Origin of the sequence: Humibacillus xanthopallidus, from assembly GCF_044793955.1 — a bacterium.
Classification (GTDB): Bacteria; Actinomycetota; Actinomycetes; order Actinomycetales; family Dermatophilaceae; genus Humibacillus; species Humibacillus xanthopallidus_C.
Genome location: NZ_CP084995.1, coordinates 3,025,156 through 3,043,535, shown reverse-complemented (window position 1 = coordinate 3,043,535; position 18,380 = coordinate 3,025,156). Strand labels below are relative to the sequence as shown.

The 18,380-nt window shown below is 71.9% G+C and carries 18 protein-coding genes; 11 read left to right on the top strand and 7 right to left on the bottom strand.

Annotation, left to right across the window (positions count from 1 at the left end):
- Position 1 precedes the first annotated feature (1 nt).
- Genes mreC through LG278_RS13590 form a run of 4 tightly spaced genes read left to right on the top strand, consistent with a single transcriptional unit; the run spans position 2 to position 4,533 of the window.
- Entirely contained in the window at positions 2 to 868 is an 867-nt protein-coding gene (gene mreC, locus LG278_RS13605; protein ID WP_404387646.1) for a rod shape-determining protein MreC, read from the top strand.
- 2 nt (positions 869 to 870) lie between these two features.
- Positions 871 to 1,365 carry a rod shape-determining protein MreD gene (locus tag LG278_RS13600; RefSeq protein ID WP_404387644.1) on the top strand — a complete coding sequence of 165 codons (495 nt, stop codon included), beginning with the start codon at positions 871 to 873 and terminating at the stop codon, positions 1,363 to 1,365.
- The gene (mrdA, locus tag LG278_RS13595) at positions 1,362 to 3,356 is read left to right on the top strand and encodes a penicillin-binding protein 2 (RefSeq protein WP_404387643.1); all 1,995 of its coding nucleotides are present in this window, start codon (positions 1,362 to 1,364) and stop codon (positions 3,354 to 3,356) included. Before LG278_RS13600 ends, mrdA begins: the two co-directional genes overlap by 4 nt.
- 43 nt (positions 3,357 to 3,399) lie before the next feature.
- Positions 3,400 to 4,533, top strand: a complete 1,134-nt coding sequence (locus LG278_RS13590) for an aromatic acid exporter family protein (protein WP_404387642.1) — start codon at positions 3,400 to 3,402, stop codon at positions 4,531 to 4,533.
- Positions 4,534 to 4,589: 56 nt separating this feature from the next.
- On the opposite strand, the gene mctP is transcribed toward LG278_RS13590, so the two are convergent.
- Both mctP and LG278_RS13580 read right to left on the bottom strand, forming a co-directional pair.
- The gene (gene mctP / locus LG278_RS13585) at positions 4,590 to 6,260 is read right to left on the bottom strand and encodes a monocarboxylate uptake permease MctP (protein WP_404387641.1); all 1,671 of its coding nucleotides are present in this window, start codon (positions 6,258 to 6,260) and stop codon (positions 4,590 to 4,592) included.
- Positions 6,257 to 6,592 carry a DUF3311 domain-containing protein gene (locus tag LG278_RS13580; RefSeq protein WP_404387639.1) on the bottom strand — a complete coding sequence of 112 codons (336 nt, stop codon included), beginning with the start codon at positions 6,590 to 6,592 and terminating at the stop codon, positions 6,257 to 6,259. The genes mctP and LG278_RS13580 overlap by 4 nt, the downstream gene beginning before the upstream one ends.
- A gap of 206 nt (positions 6,593 to 6,798) precedes the next feature.
- Between LG278_RS13580 and lpdA the strand changes: the two genes are divergently transcribed.
- Complete coding sequence (gene lpdA, locus LG278_RS13575) at positions 6,799 to 8,196, top strand: dihydrolipoyl dehydrogenase (RefSeq protein WP_404387637.1); 1,398 nt, start codon at positions 6,799 to 6,801, stop codon at positions 8,194 to 8,196.
- Between the two features lie 14 nt (positions 8,197 to 8,210).
- Positions 8,211 to 9,053 (top strand): hypothetical protein, encoded by an 843-nt coding sequence (locus LG278_RS13570; protein WP_404387636.1) that lies wholly within the window; start codon positions 8,211 to 8,213, stop codon positions 9,051 to 9,053.
- Positions 9,054 to 9,131: 78 nt separating this feature from the next.
- Here the strand turns inward: LG278_RS13570 and LG278_RS13565 are convergent, their stop codons facing one another.
- Positions 9,132 to 9,287 carry a DUF6131 family protein gene (locus LG278_RS13565; RefSeq protein WP_404387635.1) on the bottom strand — a complete coding sequence of 52 codons (156 nt, stop codon included), beginning with the start codon at positions 9,285 to 9,287 and terminating at the stop codon, positions 9,132 to 9,134.
- A 547-nt stretch (positions 9,288 to 9,834) separates the two neighbouring features.
- Between LG278_RS13565 and rpsO the strand changes: the two genes are divergently transcribed.
- Entirely contained in the window at positions 9,835 to 10,104 is a 270-nt protein-coding gene (rpsO, locus tag LG278_RS13560) for a 30S ribosomal protein S15 (RefSeq protein ID WP_141819432.1), read from the top strand.
- A gap of 148 nt (positions 10,105 to 10,252) precedes the next feature.
- A complete protein-coding gene (locus tag LG278_RS13555; RefSeq protein ID WP_404387634.1) occupies positions 10,253 to 12,484 on the top strand; it encodes a polyribonucleotide nucleotidyltransferase in 2,232 nt (743 codons plus the stop codon).
- Between the two features lie 79 nt (positions 12,485 to 12,563).
- Here LG278_RS13555 and LG278_RS13550 read toward each other — a convergent pair whose 3' ends face one another.
- Positions 12,564 to 14,195, bottom strand: a complete 1,632-nt coding sequence (locus LG278_RS13550) for an FG-GAP-like repeat-containing protein (RefSeq protein ID WP_404387632.1) — start codon at positions 14,193 to 14,195, stop codon at positions 12,564 to 12,566.
- 204 nt (positions 14,196 to 14,399) lie between these two features.
- On the opposite strand from LG278_RS13550, the gene dapB reads away from it, so the two are divergent.
- Complete coding sequence (dapB, locus tag LG278_RS13545) at positions 14,400 to 15,122, top strand: 4-hydroxy-tetrahydrodipicolinate reductase (RefSeq protein WP_404393657.1); 723 nt, start codon at positions 14,400 to 14,402, stop codon at positions 15,120 to 15,122.
- Between the two features lie 91 nt (positions 15,123 to 15,213).
- Positions 15,214 to 15,357, top strand: coding sequence for a hypothetical protein (locus tag LG278_RS13540; protein ID WP_404387630.1), 144 nt, complete (start codon positions 15,214 to 15,216; stop codon positions 15,355 to 15,357).
- Between the two features lie 67 nt (positions 15,358 to 15,424).
- Here LG278_RS13540 and LG278_RS13535 read toward each other — a convergent pair whose 3' ends face one another.
- From LG278_RS13535 to LG278_RS13525, 3 genes are all read right to left on the bottom strand, one after another.
- A complete protein-coding gene (locus LG278_RS13535) occupies positions 15,425 to 15,733 on the bottom strand; it encodes an AzlD domain-containing protein (RefSeq protein ID WP_404387629.1) in 309 nt (102 codons plus the stop codon).
- Positions 15,730 to 16,395, bottom strand: a complete 666-nt coding sequence (locus LG278_RS13530; protein ID WP_404393655.1) for an AzlC family ABC transporter permease — start codon at positions 16,393 to 16,395, stop codon at positions 15,730 to 15,732. Before LG278_RS13530 ends, LG278_RS13535 begins: the two co-directional genes overlap by 4 nt.
- Positions 16,396 to 16,547: 152 nt before the next feature.
- Positions 16,548 to 17,192: a GNAT family N-acetyltransferase gene (locus LG278_RS13525; protein WP_404387628.1), complete on the bottom strand. Its 645-nt coding sequence runs from the start codon at positions 17,190 to 17,192 to the stop codon at positions 16,548 to 16,550.
- A gap of 94 nt (positions 17,193 to 17,286) precedes the next feature.
- Here LG278_RS13525 and paaA point away from each other — a divergent pair, with 94 nt between their 5' ends.
- Positions 17,287 to 18,342 carry a 1,2-phenylacetyl-CoA epoxidase subunit PaaA gene (paaA, locus tag LG278_RS13520; protein WP_404387626.1) on the top strand — a complete coding sequence of 352 codons (1,056 nt, stop codon included), beginning with the start codon at positions 17,287 to 17,289 and terminating at the stop codon, positions 18,340 to 18,342.
- The last annotated feature ends 38 nt before the right edge of the window (positions 18,343 to 18,380 follow it).

Below are 18,380 nucleotides of genomic sequence, written 5' to 3'. Positions count from 1 at the left end.
CATGGACCCGACCCACCAGCGCCGTCTCCTCGCCGGGCTCGTCGTCGCCACGCTGGCCCTGCTCGGGGCCGACCTCGCGGGCTCCGGGGTGGCCGAGGCCGTGCGGAGCGCCGGCGGCACCGTCATCGGGCCGGTGCAGCGGGCGCTCTCCGGGGCTCCCCGCGACGAGATCGCCGCCCTCGCGGCCCAGAACGTCCTGCTGCGCGCGACGGTCGCCGACCAGCAGCGGCGCCTCACCGAGCAGGAGCGCCTCGGCGAGCTGCTCGACGCCGACCCGACGGCCGGACACCGCCTCGTCGCCGCCCGCGTCGTCGCGAGCGACCTCAGCCCCCTCGGGGGTCGCAGCCTGACGCTCGACGTCGGCGCTCGCGACGGCGTCACCGCCGACTCCACCGTCGTCACCGCCGAGGGGCTCGCCGGGCGCGTCGTGGCCGTCTCGCCGTGGACGAGCGACGTGCAGGTGCTCGGCAGCACCGGCTCGGTCATCGGCGTGCGGGTCGGCCCCGCAGGCACCCTCGCGACCGTGAGCTCGCCGTCCTCGACCGACCGTGAGTCGCGGCCGCGCGGCTCGCTGACCCTGTCCTTCGTGCAGCCGGGCACCCCCGTCGTCGGCGACGTCGTGCGCACCCTCGGCAGCGTCGACGACCGGCCGTATGCCGCGGGCGTCGTCGTCGGCACCGTGACCGCCGTCGACCCCGACCGTGGGCAGCTCACCCGCACCGCGACGGTGCGCCCCGTCGTCGACCCCGACGCGATCGACGTCGTCGCCGTGCTCGTGCCGACCTCGCGGGCCGCGACGCGTCCCGAGGTGCCGGCGCGGGGGAAGCCCTCGACGCCGGCCGCGCCCGCCAAGGCGGCCGACTCGTGAGGGTGACGCTGCTGGGACTGGTCCGGACGGCATACGTCGTCGTGGCGGCGCTGCTGTCGGCGACCCTGCTGCCGCGCCTCGGCGTGCCCGAGGAGTGGGTTCCCGACCTCGTGCTCATCGGGGTCGTTGCGACCGCCGTGCTGCGCGGGCCGGTGCACGGCGCCCTCGTCGGCCTCGTCGCCGGCTGGGTCGTCGAGCTCGTGCCGCCCGTCGGGTCACCGCTCGGGCTGACGCCGCTCGTGATGATGCTCGGCGGTCTCGTCGGGGGGCTCTTCCAGCGGGTGTCGTCGCGCGCTCTCGGCCGCGCCGTGGTGGCGCTCGTCGCCGCCGGTGTCGTCGTGCTGCTCGGCCGGGTCGCCTCCGCGATCGCCGCCGAGGGCAGCGTCGCGGCCTCCGACGGGCTCGGTCGGCTCGCCTCGACCGTGGCCGTGGGGCTGCTCGCCCTGCCGGTGCTGCTCGCGGTCGACCGGGCGCTCGTGCGCCGGAGGCTCGGATGAGGCGGCGTGCCGGAGTCGCGGGCGTCGTCCTCGTGCTGCTCGTGTCACTCTTCGGCCTGCTCGTCGCACGACTCGGCCAGGTCCAGCTCGTCCAGGGCGCGCAGCTGACGTCGCAGGCCGCCTCGGTGCACACCCGCACGATCACCGAGCACGCTCTGCGGGGGCAGATCCTCGACCGCACCGGCGCCCCGCTCGTGGCCAACGCCTTCACGACGGTCGTCACCGTCGAGCGCGGCGTCCTGCTCGACGCCGACGACGGGGGGCGGGCGCTCGTGCGCTCGGTCGCGGGGGTGCTCGGCCAGCCGTTCGACCGGCTCTGGGGCAAGACCATGCTCTGCGGCACGGTCGGTGCCCCCCGCGCGCCGGCCTGCTTCAACGGCTCGCCCTACGTGCCGATCCCGATTGCCACCGGCGTCGACCCGCAGCGGGCGCTGACCCTCATGGAGCAGCCCGAGAAGTTCCCCGGCATCGGCGTCGCCCCCGAGCCGGCCCGCACCTACCCGGCGCCCGCGGGTGCCAACGCCGCCCACCTGCTCGGCTGGGTCGCCCGGGCCGGCGCCGACGACGTCGAGTCGGGCGACGGCGCCATCGACGACGCGGACGTCGTCGGCCGGTCGGGCCTCGAGGCGCAGTACGACGCCGAGCTGCGGGGCCGCAACGGCGCCACCGTGGTCGCCATCGACCCGCGCGGGGTCGTCACCGACACGCTGTCGAGCCGCAACCCCGTGCCCGGCTCCGACGTCGTCACGCATCTCGACGCCCAGCTCCAGGCCCGCACCGAGGCGGTGCTCGCCCAGACGGTCGCGCGCGCCCGCGCCGACGGTCTGCGTGCCGATGCGGCGGCGGCCGTCGTCCTCGACGTCACCAACGGAGCCGTCGTCGCGGCGGCCAGCCACCCGGCATACGACCCCGGGGTCTTCACCGGAGGCATCAGCAGCGCCGAGCTCGAGGCGCTGGGCGACGCGAGCCGCGGCTCCCCGCTGAAGTCGCGAATCACGAGCGAGACCTTCCCGCCGGCCTCGACGTTCAAGGTGATCTCCGCGCCCGCGGCGGTCGCCTCGGGGGCGAGCCTCGACGGCACCTACGACTGCTCCCCGAGCCTCACGGTCGGCGGGCGGGTCTTCAAGAACTTCGAGTCGCGCGGCTACGGCCGCATCGACCTGCACCGTGCACTCGTCGTGTCGTGCGACACCGTCTTCTACCGCCTCGCGTATGCCGCGTGGCAGGCCCAGGGGGGCATCAGCGCCCCGCCCGGTGCCGTCGACCCCTTCGTGCAGACAGCCCGCGCCTTCGGCATCGGACGCGCCACCGGGGTCGACCTGCCGGGGGAGTCGGCCGGCCGCCTGCCCGACCGAGCCTGGAAGGAGCAGTACTGGGCCGCGACGCGGGCAGCGACGTGCCAGCGGGCGAAGGGCGGCTACCCCGAGGTGGCGCGCACGGACCGGGCCCGGGCGGCCTACCTGACCCAGCTCGCCGTCGAGAACTGCGCGAGCGGCTGGCAGTACCGCGCGGGTGACGCCGTCAACTTCTCGATCGGCCAGGGCGACCTCGCCGTCACCCCGCTGCAGATGGCGCAGGTGTATGCCGCGATCGCCAACGGCGGCACGCTGTGGCAGCCGCAGGTCGCGTCAGGTGTGCGCTCCCCGGCGGGCACGGTCACGCCCATCGCGCCCCGGCGCACCGGGACAGTCGGCGTGCGGGCCGAGGTGCTGGCCTACGTGCGGGCCGCGCTGGCCGACGTGACCCGGCCCGGCGGGTCGGCGGGGGCCGCGTGGACCGGCTTCCCGCAGGACCGCTACCCGGTGGCCGGCAAGACCGGCACCGGGGAGGTCTTCGGCAAGCAGGCGACCGCGTGGTTCGCCGCCTTCGGGCCCACGCCCCGGCCGAAGCATGCCGTCGTGGTCGTGGTCAGCCAGGGCGCCTCGGGGTCGAAGGTGGCCGCCCCCGCGGTGCGCCAGATCTTCGATGCCATCCTGTCCTTGAAGCTCTGAGCGCCTCGATGGCTCTGGGGGCCCTGGCAGAGGGGAGGACGACGTGGACGACTACCTCCGGAGCGACGCGCCGGTCATCGAGGCGCTCGACCGGGCGTGGGACCGCAGCAGGCTGAGCGTCGCCACCCGGCTCGCGCGGCTGCGCTCCCGGGCCTTCCTGCTCGTGCAGTGCGCCGTCGCGGCGGGGGTGGCGTGGTGGATCGCGGCCGACGTGCTCGGACACGTCGCGCCGTTCTTCGCGCCCGTGGTCGCCGTCATCTGCCTCGGCATGTCCTACGGGCAGCGCCAACGGCGGGTGCTCGAGGTGGCCATCGGGGTCGCCGTCGGGGTGTTCGTCGCCGACGTGTTCGTGCAGGTGGTCGGCACCGGCCCCTGGCAGATCGCGGCCGTTGTGCTCGTCTCGATGGGCGCCGCGTCGCTGCTCGACGGAGGCCCGGTGCTCGTCACCCAGGCAGCCGTGCAGGGCATCGTCGTCGCGGGCCTGGCCCCCACTTCCGGGCAGGCCTTCACCCGGTGGACCGATGCCCTCATCGGAGGCGGCGTCGCTCTCGTCGCGGCGACCGTCGTGCCGCAGGCGCCGCTGCGCCGGCCGCGCGTCGCCGCGGCCGAGGCGGTGCGCAAGATCAGCGAGCTGCTGCGCGGCGCCGAGGCCAGCGCCGACGACCTCGACGTCGACCGGGCCGCGGAGGTGCTCGCCTCGGCCCGCGGCACGGAGTCGCTGCTGCGCGAGCTGAGCAGTGCGGCCGACGAGGGGCTGTCGGTCCTCGCGAGCTCGCCGTTCAAGCGGCGGCACGCGCCTCACGTGCGCAAGATGGTCGAGCTCGTCGAGCCGCTCGACCGGGCCATGCGCAGCACCCGGGTGCTCGTGCGCCGGGTCACCGTGTCGGTCGGTCGGGGCGAGCCACTGCCGACGGCCTACCGCCAGGTGATGCTCGAGCTCGCCGACGCGGTCGACATCATCGCTCGCGCCCTTGCCGAGAACGCCTCGCCCGAGATCGGGCGGTCGGGCCTGATCACCGTCGCGGAGTCGACGGGTCGGCTGCCGCGCACCGAGAGCCTCTCGACGGAGACCGTTCTCGCACAGTTGCGCTCGGTCGTCGTCGACCTGCTCCAGGTCACTGGTCTCGACGTCGACGACGCGGTCGCCGCGATGCCGCCGGAGCGGCCCCGCTCGTAGCTCGAAGGACACCTTCCACCGCTGGCGCGGTGGAAGGTGCCCTTCGAGGCGAGTCCTCAGGCCGAGGGCGTCGTCTCGTGCGGGCCGACGTCCAGCTTCTGCACGCGGGGGTCACCCTCGTCGGCGAAGTAGTCGGCCGGCACCGTCTGGTCCGTGCCCTCGGGCGCCTTGGCGGCCCGCAGCACGAGCGTCAGGATGGCCGCCACGATCACGTTGATCACGAACGCCGTCACCGCGATGTAGCCGAGCTGGCCGATCACGGGGATGTTGGCGACCGAGCCGGCGAACGGTGCCCCGGTCGCCTGGTTCGTCACGTTGTAGGCCGCCAGCGTGCCGTAGACCATGCCGACCGCCCAGCCGGCGAGCAGGGCCCACCGGTGGAACCACCGGGTGTAGAGGTAGAAGACCAGCGCCGGGAACGTCTGCAGGATCCAGATGCCACCGAGGAGCTGGAAGTTGATCGCGTTGCTCTTGTCGAGCGTCAGCACGAAGATCAGGGCGAAGCCCTTGACGACGAGCGAGGTGAGCTTGCTGACCTTCGCCTCCTGCTTGGGCGTGGCGTCCGGCTTGATCCAGGCCTTGTAGATGTTGCGGGTGAAGGTGTTGGCAGCCGCGATCGACATGATCGCCGCAGGCACGAGCGCCCCGATGGCGATGGCCGCGAAGGCCACGCCGGCGAACCACGAGGGGAACATGTCCTCGAAGAGCTGCGGGATGACGAGCTGCCCGTTGACCTTGCCGTCGAGCCCGACCGGCTTCGTGCCGGCCGCGATGGCCACCCAGCCGAGCAGCGCGAGCAGGCCGAGCAGGAAGGAGTAGGCCGGCAGGATCGCGGCGTTCTTGCGAATGGTGTTGCGGCTCTTGGCCGACAGCGTCGCCGTGATCGAGTGGGGATACATGAACAGGGCCATGGCCGACCCGAGGGCCAGCGTCGCGTACGCCCAGTAGGCCCCGGGACCGGGGATGAAGACGTTGGGCTTGCCGTTGGCCGGGTTGGTCGTCGACGTCATCTTGTCCTCGGCGGCGTCGAAGACGTTGGTCCAGCCGCCCACCTTCGCGGGCAGGTAGATGACGGCCACGATGATGACGAGGTAGATCAGGATGTCCTTGACGAAGGCGATGATCGCCGGGGCGCGCAGACCCGAGGTGTAGGTGTAGAGCGCGAGCACGAGGAAGGCGATGAAGAGCGGCAGGTCCTTGGCCACCCAGTTGTCGCCACCGCCGATGCCGATGACCTCGAGCACCGCCTGGATGCCGACGAGCTGCAGGGCGATGTAGGGCATGGTCGCGAGGAAGCCGGTGACCGCGACCGCGAGGGACAACCCGCGTGAGCCGGAGCGCCCCTCCACGAAGTCGGCGGGGGTCACGTAGCCGTGCCGGTGCGAGACCGACCAGAGGCGCGACATGAAGATGAAGATGATCGGGTAGAGGATGATCGTGTAGGGCACCGCGAAGAAGCCGTTGACGGCGCCGAAGGCCCACATCGCCGCCGGGACCGCGACGAACGTGTAGGCCGTGTAGAGGTCACCGCCGAGCAGGAACCACGTGACCCAGGTGCCGAAGGAACGGCCGCCGAGGCCCCACTCGTCGAGGCTCTCCATGCTCGTGGGTCGGCGCCACCGCGCGGCCCAGAAGCCGGCGCCGGCCACGACGACGAAGAAGAAGATGAGGACGGCGAGCGCGACGCCGTTGACGCCGCCCTCGTTCGCGGCAGCCAGGGCGCTCATCGGGTGCCCTCCTCAGGTGCCGTGCCGCCGTCAGTGGTGTCGCCGTCGGTGGCGTCGCTGTCGAGGAAGGCGTCACCCTCCGGCGTCATCGGCACGTGCGGACGGGCCTTGAGCACGATCCGGTAGGCCGAGTAGGTGAGCAGCGAGGTGATGGCCACCCAGAGGAACTGGTACCAGATGAAGAACGGGAAGCCGCCGAGGCGTGGCTCGTCCCTGGCATAGGTGCCGACGAGCAGCAGGGCGATGATCGGGATGGCGAGCAGGACGCCGGCGAGCACCAGCAGTCCCTTGTTCGCAGGCGGCGCCTGGTGGCGATGCGGGGTCGTGCTCACGGGGGTGACCTCCGTTGGTCCGGAGCCGGACGGGACCGGCAGTTGCGTCGCGGAACTTACTCCCGCCACGACGCAAAGTGGGGCCTGCGACGCGGCGTTTTGTCATCGGGATCGGAGATTGTGTCGGTGTGCGCCCGCTTGGGCCGTTGTGGGTCCCGTGGTGGGCACGGTCTCGGGGGGCCGTCCCACCCCGATAGGCTGCCGCCATGGCTGATTTCGATGTCGTTGTGCTCGGTGCCGGACCCGGTGGCTACGTCGCGGCGATCCGCGCGTCCCAGCTCGGCAAGAAGGTCGCCGTGGTGGAGAAGCAGTACTGGGGTGGTGTCTGCCTCAACGTCGGCTGCATCCCCAGCAAGGCACTGCTCAAGAACGCCGAGCTCGCGCACACGCTGACGCACGAGAAGAAGAAGTACGGCATCGAGGGCGACGCGACGATGGCCTTCGGCCCGACGCACGCCCGCAGCCGCCAGGTGTCCTCGGGCATCGTCAAGGGCGTCCACTTCCTCATGAAGAAGAACAAGATCGAGGAGATCGACGGGTGGGGCACCCTGACCTCGCCCTCGTCGATGGACGTGGCCCTCAACGACGGGTCGTCGCGCTCGCTCACCTTCGACAACCTCATCATCGCCACGGGCTCCGTGACGCGGATGATCCCGGGTGTCGAGGTCAGCACGAACGTCGTCACCTACGAGGAGCAGATCCTCGACCCCGAGCTGCCCGGCTCGATCATCATCGCCGGCTCCGGCGCCATCGGCGTCGAGTTCGCCTACGTCATGAAGAACTTCGGCGTCGACGTCACGATCGTCGAGTTCCTCGACCGGATGGTGCCGACCGAGGACGCCGACGTGTCCAAGGAGCTGCTCAAGCACTACAAGAAGCTCGGCGTGAAGGTCATGCTCGGCACCAAGGTCGAGTCGGTCGAGGACACGGGGTCGGGTGTCAAGGTGACCGTCAGCCCGGCGGCGGGCGGCGACCAGCAGGTCCTCGAGGCCGACCGACTCCTGTCGGCCATCGGCTTCGCTCCGCGCACGGAGGGTTTCGGCCTCGAGGCGACCGGCGTCGAGCTGACCGACCGTGGCGCGATCGCCATCGATGAGTTCGGCCGCACCAACGTCCCCAACGTCTACGCGATCGGTGACGTCACCGCCAAGCTGATGCTCGCCCACGTCGCCGAGGCGATGGGCATCGTCGCCGCCGAGACGATCGCGGGCGTCGAGACCATGGCCATCGACTTCCGTTTCATCCCCCGGGCGACCTACTGCCAGCCGCAGATCGGCTCCATGGGCCTGTCGGAGGCACAGGCCCGCGAGGCGGGCCACGACGTCAAGACGGCGACCTTCCCGTTCTCGGCCAACGGCAAGGCGATGGGGCTCGGCGAGCCGGTCGGCTTCGTCAAGATCATCGCCGACGCCGAGCACAACGAGATCCTCGGCGCGGCCCTCATCGGCCCCGACGTCACCGAGCTGCTGCCGGTGCTCAACCTCGCCCAGACGTGGGACCTCACGGCCGACGAGGTCTCCCGCACCGTCTTCGCGCACCCGACGCTCGGCGAGGCCGTCAAGGAAGCCGTGCACGGCATCGCCGGGCACATGATCAACTTCTGAGAGCACGATCCCGCATGCCGTCCGGCCGGCCCCGCCTCGCGGGGCTGGCCGCCGCTCTGCTCGGGTCGTTGCTCGGGTCGGTGCTGCTCGCCGGCTGCACGGGTGACAGCGCGGCCCCGGTGCCTTCCCTGACCCTGCCCACCGGGGCGGCCGCGTCTCCGGCAGGGATAGCGCCAGTGGGCTCGCTGACAGGTCTGCCGGCCGAGTCACCACCCGGCGTGAGCCCTCAGGCGCCCGCGGATGGGGCCACGATGACCCCGATCCCGGAGGCTGCCGGGTGCACCATCCGGACCGACCTGGGCAACCGCGCTCCGGTGCGGGCGCAGCAGCTGTGGCCGGGCGCGAGCGAGATCGGATCCGTGGCTGTGCAGGTCCGGGCCCGATCCGGGGTGGCCGGCTGCGTCGGCGCCCTGCCTGCGGCACCGGACTGCGATCTCAGCCTCCCGTGGGCCGGGCTGGAGGCGGAGGACCTCGCGCGCGCCACGGGTGCCGGATCGGTCGTCTCCGGCCGCGCCTACGCCCGGGTTGCGCTGTCCTCCGACGCGACCCGAGGCACGGCGTCGCTCAGCTATCTCGTCCTGACCTTCGATCCCGCGAGCGCGCGGCTCGCCTCGGCGCGAGGGTGGTTCGACAGCGCCGTGGCGCGCTGCGGCCTCGGACGTGCCGGCTCGATCGCGGGCGTCAGCGGGCTGGTGGGGGAGCGGCACAAGCCGACCCTCGGTCCGAGTGACGCAGGCCGTTTCCTGCTCACGACCCAGGGCTCGCAGCTCGTCTGCCTCGTCTTCGAGGGCGGCGCGTGGTCACCGACGTCGCGTGAGGACGCGGTGCGCCGGGTCATGCCGCTCCTCGCCGCCTGACCGTCTCGGGACGGGCGAAGCCCCCCACGACCAGGTCGTGAGGGGCTTCGCGCGGGTGCTGTGGTGCGGGTGCAGCGATCAGAACCAGTGCTTCCGGCCACCGATGGCGCGACCCGTGGTGCCGAGCAGGTAGAGAACTGCTCCGACGACGACGAGCACGATGCCGATCGTGGTGAGGATGCTGATCTTGGCGAGCCAGCCGACGAGCAGCAGGATCAGTCCGAGGATGATCATGGTGTCGCTTCACTCCTTTGGAGGGTAGGGGTCCCGAGCCCTACGTAAGTACCCGCTACGCGACGAGCCCGGACCCCCTTACGGTCACGGATCGGTCACAACCCGCAGAGGCCGGAATCGCCTGTCCGACGGTCCGTTTCACGACCTGGCACTCGAAGAACCCTCACCCCACCTTTGCCCATGCCCACCCCCTCGCCCACTGCTCCACCCCGTGCAGCAGCGGGTCCCGCCGCTGCGTCGGACGGAGCAGCGGGACCCGCTACGTCGTCGCGCGGACGGGCTCCGGGTGCCTCATGACGCCGGGATGTCCGCCCAGCTGTCGCTGCCAGTGTGAGCCGCGACGACCGCGCCCGCACCGGCGCGAATGACGGGCCGGGCCCCGCCGAACGCCATGCCGAACCCCCGCCGAGCGCGGTGCCACCGATTAGGGCGGCTGTTGCGCCGCTGTTACGCTGGGAACCGCCGTAGTCCGGCCGCGGAACGAGAGCGCCCAGGTGGACATGCCCTGGAGCACCGCGCAACGAGAAGAGAAGGAGTCGGTTCATCCATGCCTTTGGAAGCTGACGTCAAGAAGCAGATCATGACCGAGTACGCCACGAAGGACGGCGACACCGGCTCCCCCGAGGTCCAGATCGCGATGCTCACGCAGCGCATCAAGGACCTCACCGAGCACTCGCGGGCGCACAAGCACGACCACCACAGCCGCCGCGGGCTCCTCCTGCTCGTCGGCCGTCGCAAGCGCATGCTGCGCTACCTCGAGGCGACCGACATCGAGCGCTACCGTGCGCTGATCAAGCGCCTCGGTCTGCGTCGATGAACACGTGACGAAAGGCGGTCACCGCGCTCTGCGGAGGCCGCCTTTCGTCGTAGGTGCGCCCGGCCCCTGACGGGTCGGGGCACCCGAAGAAACCACGCACACAACGACGATGTGCGCGGCACTTGAGAAAAAGAAAGCGAGGGCCCACATGGAGGGTCCAGACATCACGTTCGCCGAAGCCGTCATCGACAACGGCTCCTTCGGCACCCGCACGGTCCGCTTCGAGACCGGCCGCCTCGCCAAGCAGGCCGGCGGCGCCGTCACGGCGTACCTCGACGACGACACGATGCTGTTGTCCACCACGTCCGCCGGCAAGCAGCCGAAGGACCAGTTCGACTTCTTCCCGCTGACGGTCGACGTCGAAGAGCGCATGTACGCCATCGGCAAGATCCCGGGCAGCTTCTTCCGCCGCGAGGGCCGTCCCTCGACCGAGGCGATCCTCACCTGCCGCCTGATCGACCGGCCGCTACGCCCGACCTTCAAGAAGGGTCTGCGCAACGAGGTCCAGGTCGTCATCTCGGTGTTCTCGCTGAACCCCGACCACCAGTACGACGTGCTCGCCATCAACGCTGCGAGCGCCTCGACCCAGATCTCCGGCCTGCCCTTCTCGGGCCCCATCGGTGGCGTGCGCGTCTCGCTCATCGACGGCCAGTGGGTCGCCTTCCCCAACTTCTCCGACATCGAGCGCTCGGTCTTCGACATGGTCGTCGCCGGCCGTGTCGTCGGTGACGACGTCGCCATCATGATGGTCGAGGCCGAGTCGACCGAGTCGACCTGGGACCTCGTCAAGAACGAGGGCAAGCAGGCGCCGACCGAGGAGGTCGTGTCCGAGGGCCTCGAGGCCTCCAAGAAGTTCATCAAGCAGCTCTGCGACGCCCAGGCTCAGCTCGCCGCCGCGGCGGCCAAGCCGGTCCAGGACTTCCCTGTCTTCCTCGACTACGAGGACGACGTGTATGCCGCCGTCGAGAGTGCCGTCGAGGGTGACACCACCGCCGCGCTGACGATCGCCGGCAAGCAGGAGCGCGAGGAGCGCCTCGACGAGATCAAGGCCGCCGTCAAGGCCCAGCTCGCCGACCAGTTCGAGGGTCGCGACAAGGAGGTCTCGGCTGCCTTCCGCTCGGTGCAGAAGAAGCTGATCCGCCAGCGCATCCTGCGCGACAAGGTCCGCATCGACGGCCGTGGCCTCGCCGACATCCGCGCCCTGGGCGCCGAGGTCGAGGTCCTGCCGCGCGTGCACGGCTCGGCGATCTTCGAGCGTGGCGAGACCCAGATCATGGGTGTCACGACGCTCAACATGCTGAAGATGGAGCAGCAGCTCGACACGCTGAGCCCCGTCACCCGCAAGCGCTACATGCACAACTACAACTTCCCGCCCTACAGCACCGGTGAGACCGGCCGCGTCGGTTCGCCGAAGCGCCGCGAGATCGGTCACGGCGCCCTGGCCGAGCGTGCGCTCATGCCGGTCCTGCCGACGCGTGAGGACTTCCCCTACGCGATCCGACAGGTGTCGGAGGCGCTGAGCTCCAACGGCTCGACGTCGATGGGCTCGGTCTGCGCCTCGACCCTCTCGCTGCTCAACGCCGGTGTGCCGCTGCGCGCGCCGGTCGCCGGCATCGCGATGGGCCTCGTGTCCGACACGGTCGACGGGGAGACGCAGTACGCCGCGCTCACCGACATCCTCGGTGCGGAGGACGCCTTCGGCGACATGGACTTCAAGGTCGCCGGCACCAAGGAGTTCGTCACGGCCATCCAGCTCGACACCAAGCTCGACGGCATCCCCGCCTCGGTGCTCGCTGGCGCGCTGACCCAGGCCCGTGACGCGCGTCTGCACATCCTCGACGTCATGGCCGAGGCCATCGACGTGCCCGACGAGATGAGCCCCTACGCACCGCGCATCATCACGGTGAAGGTCCCCGTCGACAAGATCGGTGAGGTCATCGGCCCGAAGGGCAAGATGATCAACCAGATCCAGGACGACACCGGCGCCGACATCTCGATCGAGGACGACGGCACCGTGTTCATCGGAGCGGTCGACGGCCCCTCGGCCGAGGCGGCTCGCGCGGCGATCAACGCCATCGCGAACCCGCAGATGCCCGAGGTCGGCGAGCGCTTCCTCGGCACGGTCGTCAAGACGACGACCTTCGGTGCGTTCGTCTCGCTGCTGCCCGGCAAGGACGGCCTGCTGCACATCTCCGAGGTGCGCAAGCTCGTCGGCGGCAAGCGCATCGACAGCGTCGACGACGTCGTCAAGATCGGCCAGAAGATCCAGGTCGAGCTCAAGGAGATCGACCCGCGCGGCAAGCTCAGCCTCGCTGCGGTCACCGCCGACGGCGACAAGAGCGAGGCCGCTGACGCGGTCGAGGCTCCCGCCGAGGTCTGATCCGTCCGGATCCGCACGTCAGAGCGGCCCGTCACCCGAGAGGGTGGCGGGCCGCTCTGCGTGTCGACGTGGTCGGCGCTCAGAAGATGGCGTTGGTGATGTTCCACCCCGTGCTGACGAGGCTGCGTGGGAGCCAGCCCCCGGTTGCCGTGCGGGGGTAGAGCCAGAGCCGCCCGGTGCTGTCGCGGGCCAGGACGTCGGGCACGCGGTCGCTGTTGAGGTCACCGGGGCTGAGGATCGCGGTCATCGAGTTCCACCCGGTGCCGGTGCGCACCCGCGTGCCGAGCCCACCGCTCGAGGTGCCGGGCACCAGCCACAGGTAGCCGGTGGCGCGCTCGCGGGCGAGCAGGTCCGGGCGGCCGTCCCCGTTGAGGTCCCCGGCGCCGACGACGGCGCTGTAGGCGTTCCACCCGGTGCCGACGAGGACGCGGGGCTTCCAGCCGCTCGCCCCCGTGCCGGGGTAGAGCCAGAGCTGGCCGGTCGAGGTCTGCCGGGCCACGATGTCCGGCCGCCCGTCGCCCGTCAGGTCCCCGATCCCGACGATGGCGTTCATGGCGCCCCACCCGGCGCCGAGCCGCACCCGGGGGAGTCGCCAGCCACCGGCGCCGTTGCCCTTGTAGAGCCACAGGTAGCCGGTCGCGGTCTCGCGGGCGAGCACGTCGTGTGCCCCGTCCCCGCTCAGGTCACCGGGCGTCTCGAGCAGCGACATGCCGCCCCAGCCGGTGCCGATCTGGGTGCCGAGCCCGAGAGTGCCGCTCCCCGTGCCGGCATAGAGGCGCAGGCTCGCGGTGCTCGTCCAGCGGGCGAGCACGTCGTTCTTCCAGTCTCCGTTGAAGTCCGCGGTGCCGTTGGACAGTGTCGCCGGCGGGGCAGGGAACGAGGTGAACGCATACGGCTCGCAGGTGCGGTCGTAGTCGCGTGTCGCGTCCCACCACTGCGACAGGTAGGGGCGCCCGCCGGAGAAGCTCGGCTGCGTGCACTTGTCGAGCGCCTCGTTCGGGTAGCTGAGGGTGCCGACCGTGGCCCACACCGGCACGCCGGGCAGCCACCAGGACCCGGTGATCGACTGCCACCCCGACGTGTTGGAGTAGACGCCGTAGGCGAAGCCCGAGTCCTTCAGTCCGCGCATGAGCCCCTCGAGGACGTAGCGGTTCTCGAGCCGCTGCACGAGCGAGGACGTCGGCCACGGCTGGGCGCTGCGCGGCTCGACGTCGATCCACACCACTGGAGGGCGCCAGGCGATGCGCTGGAGGCTCGCAGCGGCATACCTCGCCTCGGCGTAGCCGACGTTGGACAGGCGCGCGGCGCGTGTCGTCGTGCGCCACGGCCCGCTCGCACCGTAGGTGGTCAGCTGCGCCGCGGTCGGGAACCCCGCCATCGTGTAGGCGTGCGCCGGGGTGGAGTTGCTGCGCACCCAGGCGATCTGGCTGGCGAGGCAGGGGTTCTCGGTGAAGGGCAGGCCCTTGGTCAGCCCCATGATGACGAAGCCCGTGCTCGTCGGCGGCATCGGCAGCCCGTAGCCGCCGACCGAGGTCGGGCACTGCGGCCACGAGATGTCGTGTCCGAACTTCACCGCAGCCTCTGCCCGGGGCGCGGCCCCGACCCCGACGACCCCGATGGCGAGGGTCAGCGCGGTGAGACAGGCGAGGAGGGAGGTCACGCGTCGGTGGGTCCGGCGGCGGGCGCTCACGATGGGTTGGTTCCAGGTCATGTCGACCACTTCCTCTCCTCCAGTGTGCGCCGCGAGCGAGGTGCCGTCACCGCAAATGTGAGAGAGGAGTCCGTATGCCGTGCGGCCCGGTCCCCGAGGGTCGCGATCGTTACGCTGAGGCGGGTGAGCGACGCGGCGGGCAGGACGGGCAGGGCGGGCACGACCCGTGACATCACGGTGGCGGTGATCGGTGCGAGTGGACGGATGGGCGCGGAGGCGGTGCGGGCCATCGAGTCCGCCGAGGGCCTCGTAGTCGTCGGCGCCTACGGCTCCGGAGACGAGCTGGGCGACCTCGCGGGCGCCGACGTCGCGGTCGAGCTGACCGTGCCCGCGGCCTCACCGGCCAACGTCGCGCACTGCGTCGAGCGTGGTGTGCACGTCGTCGTCGGCACGACCGGCTGGGACGAGGCGCGTCTCGAGACGCTGCGCGGACAGCTCGCGCAGGCACCACCGGCGAGCAGCGGCGCCGGCGTCGGGGTGCTCATCGCCCCCAACTTCGCCATCGGGGCGCTGCTCATGATGGCCTTCGCCGCCAAGGCCGCCCCGTTCTTCGAGTCGGTCGAGGTCATCGAGCTGCACCACCCGGCCAAGGTCGATGCGCCCTCCGGCACCGCCGCGCGCACCGCCTCGATGATCGCCCGGGCCCGTGCCGACGCCGGCACCCCACCAGCCCCGGACGCGACGACGCACGACCCCGAGGGAGCGCGCGGAGCCCGGGTCGACGGCATCCCCGTGCACTCGGTGCGCCTGCGGGGGCTTACCGCGCACCAGGAGGTGCTCCTCGGCAACGCCGGCGAGCAGCTGACCTTGCGCCACGACTCCTTCGACCGGGGCTCCTTCATGCCCGGGGTCATCGCGGCGGTGCGGTCGGTGGCGGACCACCCGGGCCTCACGGTCGGCCTCGAGCACTACCTCGGCCTGGCCTGATCTGCCGGCCGCCTCCGCGTCAGGTCCGTGCTCACGGGGTACGGCGGTGGTGTGGGACGACGACGTCCTGCCCCGGATGAGGAGGACCACCATGAGCGGTCAGGCCGCCCCGATCGACCCGGTCAACACCAACCCCCAGTCGCCCTGCACCTGCGACAACTGCCCCGACGGCTGCACGTGCGACACGTGCTCGTGCGAGGACTGCACCTGCCAGAGCTGCGCCCACTCCGCCTGAGGCGCTGTCGGTCGGGCCGGTTGTGCTCGCTGCCATGACGACCGGTCCGGACTGACGGGTGTCAGGCCTAGCTGAGCGCGCGGAGGGCGGCTGCGGTGACGGCGCCCAGGAGGACGACGACGATGAAGGGTGCCCGCAGCAGCAGCGCCACGACGGCGACGCCGACCGCGGCGAGGCGGGCGTCGATGACGAGCGTGCCCTCGGGCCCGCCGAAGGTCTGCGTGGCGACGAGCGCGGCGAGCATCGCGACGGGGATGGCCGCCGTGACGCGGCGAGCCCGCGGGTGCGACAGGGCGCTCTCGGGGACGAGGAAGCCGGCGAGCTTGAGGGCGAAGGCGATCAGCGCGGCCACGATGACGGCGACCCAGAGCGTCATGAGCGCCGCCCCGCGATGAGGGCGGCGAGCGCGGCGAGGACGACCGGGATCCCGGCCGGCAGGGCGGGCAGCAGGGCCACCGCGATGACTGCCCCGACGACGGCGATCGCCACCGTCTCGCGGTCACGTAGCCGCGGCCACAGCAGGGCCATGAAGGCCGCGCACGCGGCAGCGTCGAGGCCGTAGGCGCGCGGGTCTCCGAGGGCGTCGCCGACGAGCGCGCCGAGGAGCGTCGCGAGGTTCCACAGCACGAAGACGCCGAGCCCGGTCACCCAGAAGCCGAAGCGCGATGCTCGTGGATCCTCCTGTGCGACAGCGACGGCCGTCGACTCGTCGATCGTCAGGTGAGCCGCGGCCGGGGTGCGCCAGCCGCGCACGGCCAGCAGGCGGCGCAGCTCCAGGGCGTAGAGGCCGTTGCGCACGCCGAGCATCGACGCTGCCGCGATGGCGGCCGGCGCGGCCGCGACACCCCCCGTGCCGATGATGCCGACGAAGGCGAAGTGCGAGCCGCCGGTGAACATCACGAGCGAGAGGACGCAGGCCTGCCACATCGACAGGCCCGCGGCCACCGAGAGCGCGCCGACGCTGACGCCGTAGGCACCGGTCGCGAGCGCGACGGAGAAGCCCTGGCGCAGGATGGGGCGCCGCTCGGCACTCGACAGCGGACCGGACCCCGGCGGCGCCGCAGCGAGTGGGGTGTCCTGCACCGGTGCCGGCTCCAGCGGGCCGCGCTCCCCGGAGGAGTGCCCGCGGTGCACCGGCTGCTGACCTGCAGTGGGGTCGGGCCGCGCAGGGTCGGGCCGCGCAGGGTCGGTCACCCGTCCTCCGGTGCGAGCCCGGCCGACAGGCGCACCTCCCGGGCCGTCGTGCCGTCGGCGTCGATGACCCGTTCGCGGTGCGCGCCGTCGGTCTCGAGGCCCGCCGCGGTGAGGAAGGCGCGGGTGCGGTCGTCGTCGGCGAGCACCCACGCAGCCAGCAGGTGCCGGTCGCGGCCGCGTGCCGTGTCGACGGCGGCGTGGAGCAGGCGCGAGCCGTGCCCCTGCCGCCGGGCCTCGGGGTGCACGGCCAGCACGAGCAGCTCGGCGGCCTCCTGCCCGTCAGGGTCGGTCGACGGGCCGACCGCGGCGAGCCCGACGACCTGCTCGCCCGCACAGGCGACGAGGAGCAGGTGGTCGCGCGAGGGCGAGTTGGTCAGCGACTCGCGCCAGGCGTTGGTGAAGACGCGGGGCTCGAACTGCGCGACGACCTCGTCGGGCAGCGTGCCGGCATACGCCTCGCGGTAGACGACGGCCTGCACGAGCCCGACGGCAGGGGCGTCGGAGACCCGGGCGACGCGGACGCTCGCGTCGGCGACGGGCCCCCGGTCGGAGCCGTGGTCGGCGCCGTGGTCGTGCCCGTGCCCGTGGGCGTGCTCGGGGGAGTGGTCGTGCGGGTGGGGCGTCTGCTCGTCGTGTGCCACCCCGGCATCCTCTCAGGCAGCGCGAGCCGCTGCGGCAGGGCGCCACGCGGCCCCGGCTTTGGACGCGGACCCGCCGGTCTCGCATACTGGACGCATGTATGGCAATGACGTCATCGACCCGAACGTGCCCCTCAACGCGGCCGAGACCGCGGCCTACGACGAGGCCGCGGCCCACGTCGAGCAGCGAGCGGCAGGCGAGGCGTCGGGTGACGGTTTCGACGCCCTCATCGCCGCCGACCAGCGCATCGAGCCGCGCGACGCGATGCCGGACAAGTACCGCGAGACCCTCATCCGGCAGATCGCCCAGCACGCGCACTCCGAGATCATCGGCATGCAGCCCGAGGGCAACTGGATCACCCGGGCACCGTCGTTGCGCCGCAAGGCGATCCTCATCGCGAAGGTGCAGGACGAGGCCGGCCACGGGCTCTACCTCTACAGCGCCGCCGAGACGCTCGGCATCGACCGCGCGGAGCTGCTCGACCGGCTGCACGACGGCAAGCAGAAGTACTCCTCGATCTTCAACTACCCGACGCTGACGTGGGCCGACAACGGGGCCATCGGCTGGCTCGTCGACGGCGCCGCGATCATGAACCAGGTGCCCCTCTGCCGCTGCTCCTACGGCCCCTACGCGCGCGCCATGATCCGGGTCTGCAAGGAGGAGTCCTTCCACCAGCGGCAGGGCTTCGAGATCCTCTGGACCCTCATGCGCGGCACCGAGGCGCAGCAGGCGATGGCGCAGGACGCCGCCAACCGCTGGTGGTGGCCCGCGCTCGCGATGTTCGGTCCTCCCGACACGGGGGACGCCGCCGTCAAGGGCGGGCACACCGAGCAGTCGATGGCCTGGGGCATCAAGCGCTTCGCCAATGACGACCTGCGCCAGAAGTTCGTCGACATGATGGTGCCGCAGGCCGACAAGCTCGGCATCGTCCTGCCCGACCCTGACCTGCGCTGGAACGCCGAGCGCGGCCACTACGACTTCGGCGAGATCGACTGGGACGAGTTCTGGCGGGTGCTGCGCGGTGACGGGCCGTGCAACGCCGAGCGCATCGAGCACCGTCGCCGGGCGCACGACGAGGGCGCGTGGGTGCGCGAGGCCGCGACCGCGTATGCCGCCAAGCAGGCGTCGCCGCGACGGGAGAGTGCCGCGTGAGCGGAGCCGCGACCCCGCCCGCCGAGGCGTCGGCAGCC